This window comes from Thermomicrobiales bacterium (assembly GCA_037045155.1).
In the GTDB taxonomy this organism is placed as follows: Bacteria; Chloroflexota; Chloroflexia; order Thermomicrobiales; family CFX8; genus JAMLIA01.
Genome location: JBAOIG010000002.1, coordinates 361,919 through 377,110 on the forward strand (window position 1 = coordinate 361,919; position 15,192 = coordinate 377,110).

General features: G+C 64.1%; 14 protein-coding genes. 6 read left to right on the plus strand and 8 right to left on the minus strand.

Translation table 11 applies throughout. The annotated features are described in order from the left end of the window. The first annotated feature begins 797 nt into the window (after nt 1-797). The 3 genes from V9F06_01905 (at nt 798) to ndk (ending at nt 2,304) form a co-directional block, all read left to right on the plus strand. Nucleotides 798-941, plus strand: a complete 144-nt coding sequence (locus V9F06_01905; protein MEI2616378.1) for a hypothetical protein — start codon at nt 798-800, stop codon at nt 939-941. A gap of 15 nt (nt 942-956) precedes the next feature. Next, nucleotides 957-1,703 (plus strand): tetratricopeptide repeat protein, encoded by a 747-nt coding sequence (locus V9F06_01910; GenBank protein MEI2616379.1) that lies wholly within the window; start codon nt 957-959, stop codon nt 1,701-1,703. A gap of 142 nt (nt 1,704-1,845) precedes the next feature. Continuing rightward, complete coding sequence (gene ndk / locus V9F06_01915; GenBank protein ID MEI2616380.1) at nt 1,846-2,304, plus strand: nucleoside-diphosphate kinase; 459 nt, start codon at nt 1,846-1,848, stop codon at nt 2,302-2,304. Between the two features lie 41 nt (nt 2,305-2,345). Here the strand turns inward: ndk and V9F06_01920 are convergent, their stop codons facing one another. From V9F06_01920 to V9F06_01940, 5 genes are all read right to left on the minus strand, one after another. Next, nucleotides 2,346-4,052 carry a DUF885 family protein gene (locus V9F06_01920; GenBank protein ID MEI2616381.1) on the minus strand — a complete coding sequence of 569 codons (1,707 nt, stop codon included), beginning with the start codon at nt 4,050-4,052 and terminating at the stop codon, nt 2,346-2,348. Further along, nucleotides 4,049-5,176, minus strand: a complete 1,128-nt coding sequence (locus tag V9F06_01925) for a Gfo/Idh/MocA family oxidoreductase (GenBank protein MEI2616382.1) — start codon at nt 5,174-5,176, stop codon at nt 4,049-4,051. Before V9F06_01925 ends, V9F06_01920 begins: the two co-directional genes overlap by 4 nt. A 39-nt stretch (nt 5,177-5,215) precedes the next feature. After that, on the minus strand, nt 5,216-5,680 hold the full coding sequence (locus V9F06_01930) for a hypothetical protein (GenBank protein MEI2616383.1): 465 nt from the start codon (nt 5,678-5,680) through the stop codon (nt 5,216-5,218). Between the two features lie 88 nt (nt 5,681-5,768). After that, on the minus strand, nt 5,769-6,416 hold the full coding sequence (locus V9F06_01935) for a membrane protein (protein MEI2616384.1): 648 nt from the start codon (nt 6,414-6,416) through the stop codon (nt 5,769-5,771). Beyond that, nucleotides 6,406-7,941 carry an MATE family efflux transporter gene (locus V9F06_01940; GenBank protein MEI2616385.1) on the minus strand — a complete coding sequence of 512 codons (1,536 nt, stop codon included), beginning with the start codon at nt 7,939-7,941 and terminating at the stop codon, nt 6,406-6,408. The genes V9F06_01935 and V9F06_01940 overlap by 11 nt, the downstream gene beginning before the upstream one ends. A 429-nt stretch (nt 7,942-8,370) precedes the next feature. On the opposite strand from V9F06_01940, the gene V9F06_01945 reads away from it, so the two are divergent. From V9F06_01945 to V9F06_01955, 3 genes are all read left to right on the plus strand, one after another. Next, on the plus strand, nt 8,371-9,120 hold the full coding sequence (locus V9F06_01945) for an ABC transporter ATP-binding protein (GenBank protein ID MEI2616386.1): 750 nt from the start codon (nt 8,371-8,373) through the stop codon (nt 9,118-9,120). Between the two features lie 59 nt (nt 9,121-9,179). Beyond that, nucleotides 9,180-12,449, plus strand: coding sequence for an FtsX-like permease family protein (locus V9F06_01950; GenBank protein MEI2616387.1), 3,270 nt, complete (start codon nt 9,180-9,182; stop codon nt 12,447-12,449). 107 nt (nt 12,450-12,556) lie between these two features. Next, a complete protein-coding gene (locus tag V9F06_01955) occupies nt 12,557-13,177 on the plus strand; it encodes a hypothetical protein (GenBank protein MEI2616388.1) in 621 nt (206 codons plus the stop codon). Nucleotides 13,178-13,226: 49 nt separating this feature from the next. On the opposite strand, the gene V9F06_01960 is transcribed toward V9F06_01955, so the two are convergent. From V9F06_01960 to V9F06_01970, 3 genes are all read right to left on the minus strand, one after another. Then, complete coding sequence (locus V9F06_01960) at nt 13,227-14,012, minus strand: isocitrate lyase/phosphoenolpyruvate mutase family protein (protein ID MEI2616389.1); 786 nt, start codon at nt 14,010-14,012, stop codon at nt 13,227-13,229. Between the two features lie 103 nt (nt 14,013-14,115). Further along, the gene (locus V9F06_01965; GenBank protein MEI2616390.1) at nt 14,116-14,358 is read right to left on the minus strand and encodes a hypothetical protein; all 243 of its coding nucleotides are present in this window, start codon (nt 14,356-14,358) and stop codon (nt 14,116-14,118) included. 18 nt (nt 14,359-14,376) lie between these two features. Continuing rightward, nucleotides 14,377-14,847 carry a glycine/sarcosine/betaine reductase selenoprotein B family protein gene (locus V9F06_01970; GenBank protein ID MEI2616391.1) on the minus strand — a complete coding sequence of 157 codons (471 nt, stop codon included), beginning with the start codon at nt 14,845-14,847 and terminating at the stop codon, nt 14,377-14,379. Nucleotides 14,848-15,192 lie beyond the last annotated feature (345 nt).

Genomic DNA, 15,192 nt, shown 5'->3' on the forward strand with positions numbered 1-15,192 from the left:
GACGGTTGGGCCGACGCGGAGGCTGAGCTTCTTCATGATGAGGTCCCTTTCCAAGCGGGCGCTGAGCGCTCCTGCTAGAAGAACAGGCTGCCGAAAGAATCGAGCTTGTGGGGTGCGCCGGATGCGACGACGAGGGAGAGGAGGCCGGCGAGCCAGAAGACGGTTGGGCCGACGCGGAGGCTGAGCTTCTTCATGATGAGGTCCCTTTCCATGGTGCGATTCCGCCAATATGACAATCGTGCCGGATCACCGATCTCACAACTTATGTGATGCGTTGGAAACATCCTTGAATGGCAACCACCCGGCGACCCGACGCATCGTTGGTCATGTGCAGGCGGCGCGTTTTCTTCATCCGATCTCCTTTCAAGTTGTGGTATGATTTCGTTTGTTGAATAACGTTTCATGCGTAAGGGTGGCGCGTAGCCGATCAGGAGTTAAGAAGCAGCGGCGACAAACAGGTCGGCCAGAGCCAGGCAGTGCGAGCCGGGATATGATGTGTCGCTTGGCTGTGTCCTCCTAATCTGAATAAATTGTCATCAAACACCCCCGCGTTTAATACGGTAACAGAACCGCGACCGAAGATCAATCGGTTGCGCGTTTCTGTGTCCGGACGCATGGTATTCACTGGCCAGAACTCGGCTGCCATGCGGCCAGTCGGTGGACATCGTCTTTCGCCTGCCGCGTTGCCCGCTCGATCCAGATTCTGGTGCGTGACACTGGGTGGGTACTATTTGGGCGGTATACCGGAGCAATGCCCCGGTTGGAGTGTTGAATTGCTACCGGGAGGGTGACGATAGATGGTTGCCTGGATGTATATCGTTATTGTCGGGATGTTCGTGCTGGCTGCTGCCGGCACGGTCTGGATCACGCTCTGGACGATCAAGCGCAGCGGCGGTTACCGCCGATCTGAGCCGCCCGATCAGAAGCACAAGCCGGAATAGCCGCTGGCTTGCTCGATGATTGACCCGGACTTGTTGCTGCCCGACGAGGTGGGACGGGCACGGGTGGCCCTGGCGGCTGGAGATCTCGATCGCGCGGCCGCCGTCTGTGCCGGCCTACTGACGCGGTTCCCCGGGTATGCCGCTGCCTGGCGGCTCCTCGGCGACGCCGAGCGAGGGCGCGGGGATGCCCGCGCCGCCGGCCGCGCCTATGCAGCGGCGCTGGCCCGAGACCCGCGCCTCCCCGAGGCGTGGCTTGGCTACGGGCTGCTGGCTGAGGAGCGCGGCCGGCTCGACGATGCACTCGCCTATTGCCAGGTTGCCTGGGAGCAGGCCCCTGAGCGGGCAGATCTTCGTAGCGCTCTCGAGCGGTTGGCCGGCCTGCGGTTTGGGATTGGCGGCGCGCTGGAGCTGTCTCGCCCGGCGCTGGCCGTGATTCATCTGCGGGCCGGACGGCGCGAACGCGCCGCCAGCGAGTACACCGCGGCGCTGACCGCATTGCCGGATCGGCTCGATCTCCACCTTGGGCTGGCTGAATCTCTCTGGGGATTGGGCCACGACGATGATGCGGAGGCAATCTGCGTGTCTGTCCTGGCGACGCACCCGGAGGTGGCGCTGGCGCTGCTGATCCTCGCCGAGATCGAGCGCGGTCGCGGGGCCAGCGTGCTGACGGACGATCTCAGACGACGGTTGCTTGCGTCCGACCCGGACGGCGCGCTTGCCGGGGCCGCCGTCGCGGCGCACTCGCGCGTTACGTCCAGTTGACCCGGATCGGATCGGGCGTCCGCCAGAATGGAACGACGCGCGGGGCGGGAAAATGGGTGTGATACGCTTCTCCGCTGGTCGCGGGGGCCAGTCTGTGCCGCCCGCCTGGCGGAGTCGAAGCAATGGATACGGGGGCAGACGGGTGGCAGTCGAACGGACGTTGATCATTCTCAAGCCAGACGCGGTGCAGCGCGGGCTCATCGGCGATCTGCTGGGTCGATTGGAACGGCGGGGCCTGAAGTTCGTGGCGCTCAAGCTGATGCAGATCTCGCCGGAGCTGGCCGAGCAGCACTACGGCGTCCACAAGGGCAAGCCGTTCTATGCCGGCCTGGTTGAGTACATCACCTCTGGCCCGGTCGTCGTTGGTGTCGTCGAGGGGCCGTCGGCGATTGACGCGGTCAGCAACCTCGTCGGCGCGACCAATCCGGTCAACGCCGCGCCCGGCACAATTCGGGCTGACTACGCGATCACGATCGGTCGCAACCTGATCCATCGCTCGGACGGTGTGGAGACTGCCGCCCACGAGGTTTCTCTGTTCTTCACCAACGATGAAGTCATCTCATGGGGCCGCGACACCGACCGCTGGATCGTCGAAGAGTAGCTTTTCCCGAATCTTGGCCGAATCTCCGATGCCCCGCTAGCTCAGGCCGGCGGGGCATCATCGTCTCCGGCGACTTCCCGCCGCAGTGTCTCCGCGATCAGCGCGACCGGAACGGATCCGAACGACAGGAACCGGTCGTGGAAGCGGCGGAGTGAGAAGCGTTCTCGCTCCAATCTGGCGATTTCGGCGCGGAGGGCATGAATCTGATCGCTGCCGAAGAGGTAGATCAGGGCCGTGCCCGGAAACATGCTATTCCTGACTGCCTCGGCCCATGCTGCCGCGGCAGGCATTCGCACCGTTGCTTCGTAGAACGCTGCCGCGCCGGCGATCGACAGCCGGCCACCGTGCATTCGCAGGTCCACCAGCGCCCGCGCCGCCATCCGCGCTCGTCCGTGGAGCAGGGAAAGCTCCTGCGCCGGAGTGAGGAACCCGATCTCTCCCATCAGGTCGGTGGCGTAGCACGCCCATCCTTCGGCCATCGTCCCGCCGCTGAACATCGCGATTCGCGCGGCGCAGTCGACCGCCGCAACCTGCCCGATTCGCGATGCCGCCCGATACGCGTGCCAGTTCTGGACGTGGTGGCCGATGCCGCCGTGGTGGATGACGTGGTTCAGCGCGATGACACTCTCGTTCGTTCTTCGAAGAGTCTCCATCTGCTGGCGCGTCGCTGCGGAGTCTAGCGGCTCGATCAGATAGTCGACGACTGCGACAGGATCGAACGCTGCCGGCGCGCGGTAGAAGAGGAAGTAGAGATCCATCGCCGCGTCCTGCGCCCAGTTTGGGCGCGGAATATAGCGAAGCGGATAGTCTGGCCAGGTCAGCAGGCCATCGGTCACAGCCAGTGCGCGCGCTTCCCGCCAGACCTCGCCGAAGCGTGACTGGTAGCGATCGGCGGTCGGGTGGTCGTCAGCCAGAGCAGCGAGCGCGGCGCTCCAGTTGGCGAAGCCCAGCTTCGCTGCGCCGGCCGTTAGCTCGGCCAGGATGGCATCGAGCCGTTCGGCGGCGATGCGTTCCATCTCCTCCACGCCATCATCGAGGAAGTGGCCGCGTCGCAGGAGCAGATCCAGCGCCTCTGGCCCGGCGGCATAATCCTCGGTTGGCCGGCGGCGTAGATCGGCCTGCAGGTACTGGCGGTAGTCCGAGACGGCTCGCGCGCCGCCATCGACGGCCCGGCGGAGTCGCCGCTCCCCTCCTCCGGTGACTCCCTCATCGTGGAGAAGCCGGTCGATTCCATCAGTCAGCAGCGCGAGCGTGCCGTCGCACTCGCGGATCGCCCGTTCCGTCCAGGCCAGCGGCGCGGCGCGGATTGTCTCCTCGGCAGCGCCAAGCAGGGCCGGCATCCCCTCGAGCCGGGTGGCTGCCGAATCCAGGCGCTCCTCCAGCGGCGCAAACGGGCGCAAGAACAGGCTGATGACGCCGAAGGCCGACTCGCCGATCGCACAACCGGGGTTGCCGGCTTCGAAGTGGCGCGAGCGCTGTTCCCACTCCTCGATGTCGAGGAATCCGGCCGCCAGCTCGCGGTCCAGCTTCTGCGGCGCGTCGAGTGGCTCGGCCGGCAGTGAGCGCAGCCGGCTGCGAAGGCGTGCCAGGTCGTTCCTCAGATCCGCCCGTCCCCGGTCGGAATGATCCGGCAGGCGGCTGTCGTACTCATGGATGCCGATGAATGTCGCATTGACTGGCCGGTGGCGATAGTAGCTCTCGAAGAAATCGTCCAGCCAGGCGTCAAACGCCGGGGACGCGGCGGTCACTGTCGATGGGCCAACGGCAGGTCGACCCAGCGGCGCTCGTGGTGCGAGAGCGCGACGGCGTTGATTGCTTCCTGAACGCGGGCGCCATCGAAGAAGCTGCCCTGGTTGCGTTCTCCGCCCTCGATGATCTCGTCGATGAAGTCCTTGATCAGGTTCGCGAAGAAGAGCGAGCGCCAGGATTCGTTCGGGCTGCCGCCGGCCGGGTAGAACCGATCGGGGATCTCCAGCTCGCGGAACTCGACCTCGTCCGGCGTTGCGACACGGATCGTCTCCGCCACGCCGAATTCTTCGACCAGCCGGCAGATGATCGCGCCGCGGCTGCCGTAGATGCGCGCCTCGATGCCGGGGTAGTTACCGATCGTGACATAGCTGGTCTGGATCGAGCCAAGCACGCCATTGGTGTATTCAGCGAGGAAGATGTCACCGTCGTCGATGTTCATCCGCATCATCTGCCCGGTTGCGCGAACCATCCGCTCGGGGATGAAGTTGCGCATTGTTCCGACGACCCTGGCGTACTCCGCGCCAACCCACCAGCGCGAGATGTCGATGATCGGCGCGCCGTAGCTCTCCAGTGACGAGATCTGCAGCGCAGACTGGTCGGCAGTCGGGAGCTCCTGACGCAGCGGGGTTTGCGGGTCGAGCCACTGGGAATTCTGCTCGTACCCGTTGAAGATGAACGGCTCTCCGATGAAGCCGTCATCGATCAGCCACCGCGCGTACTGAACGCCCGGGCTGTAGCGAAACGTGAATCCGAGCTTGGTCTTCAGCCCGCGGTCGCGGGCTGCCGCGGCGAGGGCGAGCGTGTCGCGATCGTCGTGCGCCACCGGCTTCTCGCAGAGGACGTTATGGCCGGCCTCGATCGCGGCGCGAGCCAGCTCGAAGTGCGTGTGCGATGGTGTGACGATGTCGATCACGTCCAGGTCGTCGCGCGTGATGAGCGCCTGCCAGTCGGTCGTCACATCGCGGATGCCGAACTCCCGCGCGACGTCGTGGGCGGTGTCGCGGTCGATGTCGGCGATGGCGACGACCTCAGCGCGCGGGTCGCGTTGCCAGCCGGGGATATGGGCGAAGCGCGCCCATGCGCCAGCGCCGAGGATGCCAACGCGAAGCCTGCTGCTATTCACCGATGCATCACTTCCCGATGCCGTTTGGGTGTCGTCCGGTCAGGAGTCGACGCGATAGATGCGGGTCTGTTGGCGATTCCAGCGGTTCTGGAGCCGCGAGACGAGGCGGCGCGCGTCGGAGGGCCCGAAGGTCTCGTCGATATCCTCGCGGACTACTTCCGGCCGGCCACCGTATCGCTGGTTGTTGGCCATCGACAGGGCGTCGATGCGCAACTGCATCCACTGCGTCTCAGCGATCAGGTTCGTGCCATCGGTCATGAAGTAGAGGCCAAAGCCGGGCGACAGGGTGATGCCGAAGACCCCGGAGCGCGCGATGTTGTCGATGACCACCGGATAGCCAACGGCGGCTCGCCCGGTGTATTCAGCCTTGACCGCCTCCAGCAGTGGCAAGATCCGCGATCGCAGTGTCTGAAGTCGCCCGGCCAGGGCGATCGCGCTATCTGCAGCGGGCGCAGCCGCTATCCTGGAATCTGTTTGCGGATTCGCGTTCTCGCTCGCTGACATGTCCCCCACCCCTGTTCCGGGCTTCGCGCACGCTCGCCCATACGCTCGCTAGTATGGCAACTTTCCCGCGGAACTGTCCAGCCGGCAATCAGGCATCGGCCGGCGCGGCGGTAGTCGGTCGGGCCGGACTGGCGATCCGCACACCCAGGAGGTTGAAGAACCAGTCGATCGAGAGCCCGACCAGCAACGCAAAGATGATCGTGCCGGGGCCGAAGTCGCCCCCGAGCAGGATGCCGATGACGACGGCGGATACCTCGATCAGCCAACGGGCGACGCCGAGACGCAGCCCGGTTCGTCGGTGAACCACCAGCATGAATGAATCCCGCGGGCCGGCGCCGAAGCCGGCCTTGATATAGAGCGCCGAGCCAAGCCCGAGCACAACGACGGCAGCCAGCAGCATCGCGACCCGCGCCGGGTAACCCTCTGCTTTCGGGATCACCCCGCTCCAGAGGATCAGGTCGAGGAATGACCCGATCAGCAGCATGTTGGCCAGCGTCCCGAATCCGGGCTTGATCCCGCCGATCCAGGAGACGATCAGCATGACCAGCCCGACGAGCTGTGTCACGATGCCGATCGAGAGCGGCGTCTGCTTTGCGATGCCGTCGTGCAACACGGTCCACGAGTTGGCGCCGAGGTTGCATTGCAGCGAGAGCGCCATCGACACAGCGAAAATAAAGAGCCCACACACCAGCATCGCCAACCGTGCCGGCACTGACGCCCGGGTGTTACTCACCATCGACAACCGACATTTCCTTCGGTGCGGCAGGCGGCTCGACCGACCGGCTGGTAGCGGCCGCGTCGGCCAGATCGTGTCCCGGTTTGGGGGCCGATGCCTTTGGCGGATCGTTGGACGCGAACCGGCTGGTCATCCAGCGTCCCTGCCGCCAGCGCCAGATATTCATCATCATCAGGATCAGGTTGTCGGACGCCATCGCCAGATAGACGCCGCCCAGCCCCAACCCGAGCGTGATCGCAAACAGATAGGCCAGTGGGATGCGAAATATCCACATCGAGATGCCGGTGGAATACATCGGGAATCGAGTGTCCCCTGCCCCACGGAGCGCCCCGGCCAGCACAAAGCCGACGGCCTGAATCGGTTGGGCGAACGCGATCACCCGCAGCGCCGAGACCCCGGCGTCGATGATCGTCTGGCGCTCGTCGCCGGTCGCGGACAGCCTCATGATCGGCTCGGCGAAGACGAAGAAGAAGACGCCCATTGCCGACATCCAGACGACGCAGGCGCGGGTGGCGGTCATTGCCGCAGCCCGCGCGCGGGCTGGATTGCGCGCGCCGAGCGATTGCCCGACCATCGCCGTGGCCGCCATCGAGAAGCCGAAGCCAGGAAACATCGACAGGAAGACGGCGTTCTGGGCGATCTGGTGACTGGCGGCGACCGCCGTGCCGAGCATGAAAACGATGAAGATGAAGAGAATCTGCCCGCCAGAACGCAGCAGCGATTCCCCCATCGATGGGAGACTGATGTCAGCCAGCCGTTTCAGATAGTAGACATCTGGCACCCAGCCGTCGCGCCCGGCGATCGAGATGCCCTGTCGCCCGCGCAGGAGCAGCCAGGCCATGACCGCCGCGCCGATCACGCGCGAGATGTTCTGGGCCATCGCCGCGCCGTCCAGCCCGATGCCGGGGATCGGCCCGGCGCCGAAGATGAGCGGCAATGCGACGACGACGTTGATGACGTTGATCCCGGCTGTCACCAGCATCGGTGTCCGCGTGTCGCCAACCCCGCGCAAGGCGCCGCCGAGGATGAACATCAGCGCCATGAATACGTAGCCGGCCGACGAGATGCGCTGGAACCGGGCGCCAGCCTCGATGACGTTGGTCTCGGCGCCGAGCATTGCCAGCATCGGGTGGGCGAAGGCAAAGACAATAAAGGCAACGATGACGGCCAGGATCAGGCCGGCCGTCGTCGACTGCTTGGCGGCAACATTGATCCGACCATGCTCGCCAGCGCCATGGGCGTGGGCGACGATGACCGTGGTGCCCATCGAGAGCGCAAAGAATGCCGAAATGAACAGCATCTGCAATTGCTGCGATGCGCCGACGGCGGCGACGTCGGCCGAGCCGAGCCGGCTCACCATCAGGATGGTGATCATGCCCAGGACGCTCTGAAGCAGATTCTCGAGAATCGCCGGCCACGCGATGCGCAGGACGTCACGCCGGATCTGCTTCTGATCGACCGGTAGCTCCACTATAGGAAGAGTGCCGCCGGCCGCGCCGGCCGCCGCTGGACTGCGCCTGATCATCGTTGCATGTGTCTCCGCGCCCCAACGTACGATCGTGGAGCGCCCCCGGGGAAATCGGCATACGGACAACCCGCTGAGGGTAGCAGCGGACGGTGTTACAGTCAAACATCGCCGCTCGCGTCGTTATTCCGATGCGATGGCAACAAGAGGTCAGATTATGTCACCTACGATGACCCGCGCGACGATCACACACCCAGCCGCCTGACCCCAACCTGTACTTTCGGACAGTCGCACATGGTCAATCCGTCCGGTTGCGCAATATCAACGGTTCAGTGAATGCGCGCGAAGAAATCGGTACGATTAGCGATGGCCATCCGGGGCTGGTTGGCGCGCGCGTGTCGCTGGGACGCGCCGGCCGCCCGGCTCACGCGATATTTCGCGCGGTCGATGCTGATCGCGCGTTGTGTATTCTGAAGGGATCAAGCCACCATGTCGACCACAACCGCTGGCACACCGACCATCAACGCCTCCCCGGCGGCAGCGGATACCCCGATCATCAGCGCGTCTGGCGTTGTCAAAACCTACAACACTGGCAAGGTAACCGTTCCGGCGCTGCGTGGCGTGGATCTGACAGTCAATCGCGGCGAGATGGTCGCGATCATGGGGCCGTCGGGGTGCGGGAAGACGACGTTGCTCAACTGCCTCTCGGGGCTGGATACGATCGACGAGGGCGAGATTCTCATCGCCGGAAAAGACCTGGCGCATCTACCCGACGATGCCCGCACCGACTTCCGGGCGCGCAACATGGGTTTCGTGTTCCAGTTCTACAATCTGCTGCCGGTCCTTTCGGCAGTCGAGAATGTCGAGCTGCCGCTACTGGTATCCGGCGTCAAGCCGAAAGAATCTCGCGAGCGGGCGCTGAAGATCCTGGATCGCGTCGGCCTGCGCGACTGGGCCAGCCATCGGCCGGCCGAACTCTCCGGCGGGCAGCGCCAGCGTGTGACAGTCGCCCGCGCGCTCGTCAACGAGCCGGCCATCGTCTGGGCCGACGAGCCGACCGGTGACCTCGATAGCGAAACCGCGGACGATGTCATGAATCTGATGATCGAGCTGAACAAGACCCAGCAGCAGACGTTCGTGATCGTCACCCACGATCCCCGCATCGGCGACATGACGCAGCGCATCATCCGCATGAGCGATGGACGCATTGTCAACGATGGGTTGTCAGGCGATCGCTAGGAGTCATTGACGGCTCTATACAATGACTCAGCAATACACCATGCCTGAAGGGAATACCTGTGGATAGTATCTTCGGTCTGTCGATGACGACAATCATGCTCGTTGTCGTCGCGATCATGGCGCTCTGCCTGCTGACGACAGTCGTCATCGCGCTCAGAAATCCGGTCATCTTTCGCATGGCGCTCCGCAACATCCCACGGCGCAAGGCGCAGACGATCCTGATCATGGTCGGGTTGATGCTGGCGACGTTGATTATTGCTGCGTCGCTGACGACCGGTGACTCGATCGATCATTCGATCACCAGCTCCGCCTACAAGGGGCTCGGCGAGGTCGACATTACCGTCGCCTATGTCGGTGGCACTGGCGGCGAAGGCACGATCTCGGTGAACAATGTGCCGATCGATGCCTCAATCGCCGACCAGCTCGACGCGAAGCTGAAGGCAAACCCTGACATCGACGGCATCATGCCGGTTCTGACCGAAACGGTGCCGATCCTCAATGTCGACAAGCGCCTGTCGCAGCCGGCCGTTGTCATGACCGGGCTCGACCCGGCCAGGGTCCCAAGCTTCGGCGGGATGAAGACGACCTCGGGCAAGGCGATCGACTTTGCCGCCGTGACTGCTGGTTCCGAGCCGCTGCCAGCCGCGGACGTGGCGCTGCTCCAGCAGTACGCCAGCCGGATTCCTGGCGGGCTGAAGATCGACCCGGCCTCGTTGCAGGTATTCCCGGTTGTCCTGTCCAATGACCTGGCGCAGGAGATCAATGCGACCGACGGCGATCTGTTGGTCTTCTTCTATAACAACCAGGCGCAGCCGGTGCGGGTTGCGGCGATCGCCAGCGGCTCGATCATGACCGGTTTCGCTGGCGGCGGCCAGCAGTCGTCCGGCATCCACGGCTTTGCGATGCCGTTGGCAGAAGTGCAACGGATCACGAACCTCGAAGGCAAGGCCCGGTACATCGCGATCTCGAATCGGGGTGGCGTTGAGGGCGGAATCGCGCTGACCGATGCGGTTGTCCCGGCAGTCAAGGAAGCGCTGGCCGGTATCCCGGGCGGCAGCGACCTGGGCGTCAATCCAATCAAGCAGGACGCGATCAAGGGCGCGGAGACGTTCGGCAACGTGTTCATGAGCCTGTTCATTGTTCTCGGCCTGTTCTCAGTTGCGGCGGGCGTGCTGCTGATCTTCCTGATCTTCATGATGCTGGCTGCCGAGCGTCGCTCGGAGATGGGCATGGCCAGGGCGGTCGGGATGAAGCGTCGTCACCTGATTCAGGGGTTCATTGCCGAGGGCACCGCCTACGATCTCGGCGCGGCGCTCCTCGGCGCGGCGGCCGGGGTTGGAGTTGCCTTCGCGATCGCCGGAATCATGGGTCGGCTGCTGGGCGATTTCATCTCGATCGCGCCGTATGCGACATGGCGCTCACTCGTGGTTGCCTATTCGCTCGGCGTGTCGGTGACGTTCGTGACGATCCTCTTTGCCTCGGTGCGTTCCAGCCGCCTCAACATTGTTGCCGCCATTCGTGACCTGCCAGAGGAGGCGCACGCCAGTCGCGACAAGCGGCCGGCCTGGAACTGGTGGTCGAAGCTGCCGCGTGTCGGCCCGTCGATCGGCATCTCTCTGATCAGCATCCTCTGGTTTCCGCTTGAGGTGATCTGGAACGTGCTGCTATCGCCCGTGAAGGCTGCGATCTGGCTGCTGCGGATGCTGGCGGTCCGCGTTGGCTGGGGGCCGGCCGCAGCGGTTGTCGGCGCGCTGCTGATGCTGAGCGGGATGAGCGCGAAGAGTATCTTCCAGTTCTCGAGTGGCCTGACCTTTGTCGCTCTGGGTCTTTCACTGTTCCTGAGCCGCTATCTTCCGAAACGCGCGGTGTACACCTTCTTCTCGGCGGCGATGCTGATCTTCTGGCTGCTGCCGCAGGGCTGGTCGGAGAAGATCCTGCCGAACCTCGGCACTGGCGGCATGGAGATGTTCTTCGTCTCGGGCTTGTCGATGGTCACTTTCGCCACCCTGATCATTATGTGGAATGCCGAGATGGCCGTCGGGGTTGTCGGACTGTTCGGCCGGGTCTTCTCACGATGGATCCCGGCCGTGAAGACTGCGATCGCCTACCCTATTTCGGCGAAGGGGCGAACCGGGCTGACGATCGCGATGTTCTCGATGGTGATCTTCTCCCTGGTGACGCTGACGACGATCAACGCGAACTTCGTCCAGCTATTCTCGACGGACAAGGCGGGCGCGGGCTGGGACATTTCGGTGACGACCAGTCCTGCGAATCCGATCGCAGACCTGAAGGCCCAACTGGCCGGCAGCAAGGTGAACCTCGACGATATCCAGGCTGTTGGCCGGGTCAACGGCATCGCCTACGCGAACACCGAGATCCGTAACGTTGGGACGGACACCTGGAAGCACTGGCCGATCAGTGGCATGGATGACGCATACATGGCCGCGGCCGACATCCCGCTCGAGGCGTGGGCCGCCGGCTATGCCAGCGACGCAGATGTCTGGAAGGCGATCAAGGCCGGCGAGAAGGTTGCAATCATCGACGCGAACGCGCTTTCCACGCAGGGGTTTGGCGACCCGGAGGGGTTCCATGCGCCCGATGGTGTCAAGGTTGTCGACGGCTCGTTCCCGGCGTTCCAGGTCGAAATCGGAAGCAGCCGGAGTGACAAGACCGATACATGGACGATCATCGGGGTGATCGACAGCAAGGTGAGCATGCTGGCGGGCGTCTACACGTCGGATCAGGTGTTCAGCGGCCTGTTCGGCGGGTTCGACAGCTCGATGCTCTTCGTCCAGTTGACGCCAGCGGCGCGATCGCAGGCGGACACGATCGCGAAGGAGATAGAGTCGACGCTGCTGACCAGTGGCGTCCAGGCCGATGCGATTCAGAAGCTGCTGGAGGGCTTTGTCGCCGTCCAGACGGGTATCTTCAAGCTGCTGCAAGGCTTCATGGGACTCGGCCTCTTTGTCGGTATCGCTGCGTTGGGTGTGATCTCGTTCCGCTCGGTGGTCGAACGGCGGCAGCAGATCGGGATGCTGCGGGCGATCGGCTACCAGCGAAACATGGTGGCAGCGTCGTTCTTGCTGGAATCCCTGGTGATCGCGGGGTTAGGCGTGGTCAGCGGCACGGTGCTGGCCCTGATCCTGTCGTACAACCTGATGCATGCCGAGGATTTCACTTCGGGCCAGAGTATGGCCGGGTTCGTCGTTCCGTGGGGCACGGTGATCTTCTTCGTGGTGGCGTCGTTGGTCGCTGCGACGATCATGACCTGGATTCCGGCGCGCAAGGCGGCGTCGGTGCCGATCGCCGAGGCGCTTCGCTACGAGTAGCCGGCTTCACTCGCACCGACCTTACCTGACGATGGCGGCCCAACCGGGCCGCCATCGTTGTCTGGTTCGAAAATTGCAACGGGGGTCATCAGAAAGGAGGCCCCGAGATGGTGTGGTACCGAGACGGCTGGCCTGTTCCACGTGAAACATCGACGGTGAACCTGATCCTCCGGGTGCTCGGTCCCGAGCACACAGAGCGCGACTACGCCGCGTTGATGGAAGACCCCGGCGCGCTCAGAGACTGGAGCGCATCGGCGTGGCCCCCCGACGACTTCACAGCCGCGGAAAACGCCGCCGACCTGACGCGACATGAGGCGGAATGGGAGCGCCGCGAGGCGTTCGCCTACACGGTGCTGAGCGCCGACGAGTCTCGCTGCGAGGGTTGTGTCTACATCCGGCCATATGACAGCAGCCAGTGGCATCCGCGGATCGCCCCGACCAGCGCCGCGCCACAAGCGGACGAACATGCCGCCGTCGTCACCTGGTGGATGCGGCCGAGCGCGGTCGCTCAGAAGCTCGACGAGGAGCTGTTGGCTGGTCTCATGGGCTGGCTGAGGGCCGACTGGCGGTTCTCGGAGGTCTTCTTCCTGGTCAACCAGGAGCGCTCCCGAGACCTGCTGCTCCACCGCGAGGCGGGTCTGCATGAAATCGCGACCGCGCGGTCGGTTGACGGTTCGACGCGCTGGCATCTGTTCCGGCTGCAAGACGAAGGGGCTCCGGAACTGTAATCACGCCGATGTTCCACGTGAAACATCGGCGTGATGACGCTGGATCGAGCTAACGGCTGGTTCCGGGGATCGATCCGTGAATGTCGGCTGCGATTTCGTCGAGGGCGGCCATCGTCTCGCGGAAGACGCTCGTGGCGTACGTGACGCGCAGCGCGCCACACTCGGCGGCTGTGTCCAGCGATAGCGGCCCGCCACGGCGAACCGTCACGTTGATCACTCCCACTGCGTCGACCATCGCGCGAATCGCTGCCGGATCGCTGAGGGCGATCGGATAGATGCAGTCCGCCCCTGCTTCGCGATAGATTCGCGCTCGCCGCAGCCCGTCGGCAAGCTGCGTCTCTAGCGTCCCCTCGGACCGGATGAACACGTCGATTCGCGCGTTCAGCACCAGGTCGACGCCAAGAGCGCGCGCCTCGGCCTTCACCGCTGACAGTAGCTCCGCCTGCGTTTCGGCTGGGATCAGACCGGCGTCGCCGTGATGGTCCGATTCTTCGAGATTCATCCCAGCTACGCCGGCCTCGATCAGGCGTCGCGCGATCTCGGCTGGTGGCAGCTGGTAGCCCGCCTCGAAATCGACCGTGACTGGCGCGGACACAGCGCGGGCGATGCGCGCCGACGCAGCGAGCATCTCGTCGACCGGGGCTGCTTCGTGATCCGCGTAGCCGAGGGCGATCGCAACGCCCCCGCTCGTTGTCGCAATCGCGGGAAAGCCTGCCGCGACAATCCGCTGCGCGCTCGCCGCGTCCCATGCGTTCGGCATCACCAGCATCCCGGGGCCGGCATGCATGGCGCGAAACGCTTCGGTCTTTGCCGAGAGTTGTTCGATATCGGTCATTGCGTTGTCCAACCTGTTGTGCTGCCGGTCATCTCGACCTGGCGGCGTCGTGACTCAGATTCCTGTCTGGTGTCGAGAGGTAGTCGCGACTGGACGATCCTCACTATCCCTCCCAGACGTAGGGCAGGTCGATGATCGTCCCCGGCTCGGAGATCGAAACCAGCGCATTGAGCCCGTCGTTGATGATCTGCCGTTGCAACGCCTCGTCCCGTCCCAGCGGATACCCGAAGGGAAAGCGCAGCGACACGACCCTGGGCAGCTTGAGCTTGACCGCGATCTCACGGAAGAGTGTGACGGATACCGTCGAGATGCCGGCCTCTTCGATTGCCCGCTGAACCAGCCCCACGGACCGGTTGCAGCCCATTCAGGCAGGTGTCATGAAGACGGCGTCGACCCGGTCTTCCTTGAGGTGGCGTGCGACATCTTTCGCCGATGTCTCCGCCAGCGCCTCCAGATCCTTGATATAGCCGTAGAAGGAGTAGCAGCGTGGCCCGAGCTCGCCGATCACGCCCGCCTGCGCCAGCTCACGGAACCGATCCGTCGGCAGCATGAAGTTGAAATCGCCGTCGACATGGGCGTGATCGTAGTGGTTGTGGGTGACCATGAGGTCCGTGGCGGAAGCGTCCGACGGAACCTCCCGGTAGCTCCAGTCGTAGCCGTCGTTGTCGATATCGAACGGCTTCTGTTGCTTGAGGTGAACCCCACCGGTCGTCACCAGCGCCACTCGGCACTCGCTCAACGGCTTGGTCAGAGGCGTCCAGGGAATAGTCTCCATCGCGGGGGTAACCTCTACACCCCGCGGAAAGCGTTCGCCAGGATCAAGATACGCCGTCACACTCCACCAGTCTTCCCTTGCTCCGAGCGTATCCGTCCAGCCGCCGGATTCATCCGGCGTTGCGGAGCTCGTGAGCCAAACACGACGCCATGAGGCGCGGTCATCCGGCCCGGGCGCTACCTGTCACCAGCATCGGGGAGACCGCCAAACGACGGCGAGCCAGTCGTCGCCAATCTATCCCCACTGTTTACCGCCGTCAACAATGGCTGGAAGGCGAGCAGCGCAGAGCGCAAGTACATGACATAACGATGAGACCTGTTGTCGGAGTCGAACGACGTGTGGCGCTCACGTCGTTCGGGAGATCAAGCAGAGATATCGATCGGAAAGCCACTAACAATCGAATTC

Excerpts from the sequence above, each read along its gene's own strand:
- V9F06_01905 (MEI2616378.1), top strand. The coding sequence starts at position 798 with ATGGTTGCCTGGATGTATATCGTTATTGTCGGGATGTTCGTGCTGGCT.
- V9F06_01910 (MEI2616379.1), top strand. The coding sequence starts at position 957 with ATGATTGACCCGGACTTGTTGCTGCCCGACGAGGTGGGACGGGCACGG.
- V9F06_01930 (MEI2616383.1), bottom strand. The coding sequence starts at position 5,680 with ATGTCAGCGAGCGAGAACGCGAATCCGCAAACAGATTCCAGGATAGCG.
- V9F06_01935 (MEI2616384.1), bottom strand. The coding sequence starts at position 6,416 with ATGGTGAGTAACACCCGGGCGTCAGTGCCGGCACGGTTGGCGATGCTG.
- V9F06_01940 (MEI2616385.1), bottom strand. The coding sequence starts at position 7,941 with ATGATCAGGCGCAGTCCAGCGGCGGCCGGCGCGGCCGGCGGCACTCTT.
- V9F06_01945 (MEI2616386.1), top strand. The coding sequence starts at position 8,371 with ATGTCGACCACAACCGCTGGCACACCGACCATCAACGCCTCCCCGGCG.
- V9F06_01955 (MEI2616388.1), top strand. The coding sequence starts at position 12,557 with ATGGTGTGGTACCGAGACGGCTGGCCTGTTCCACGTGAAACATCGACG.
- V9F06_01960 (MEI2616389.1), bottom strand. The coding sequence starts at position 14,012 with ATGACCGATATCGAACAACTCTCGGCAAAGACCGAAGCGTTTCGCGCC.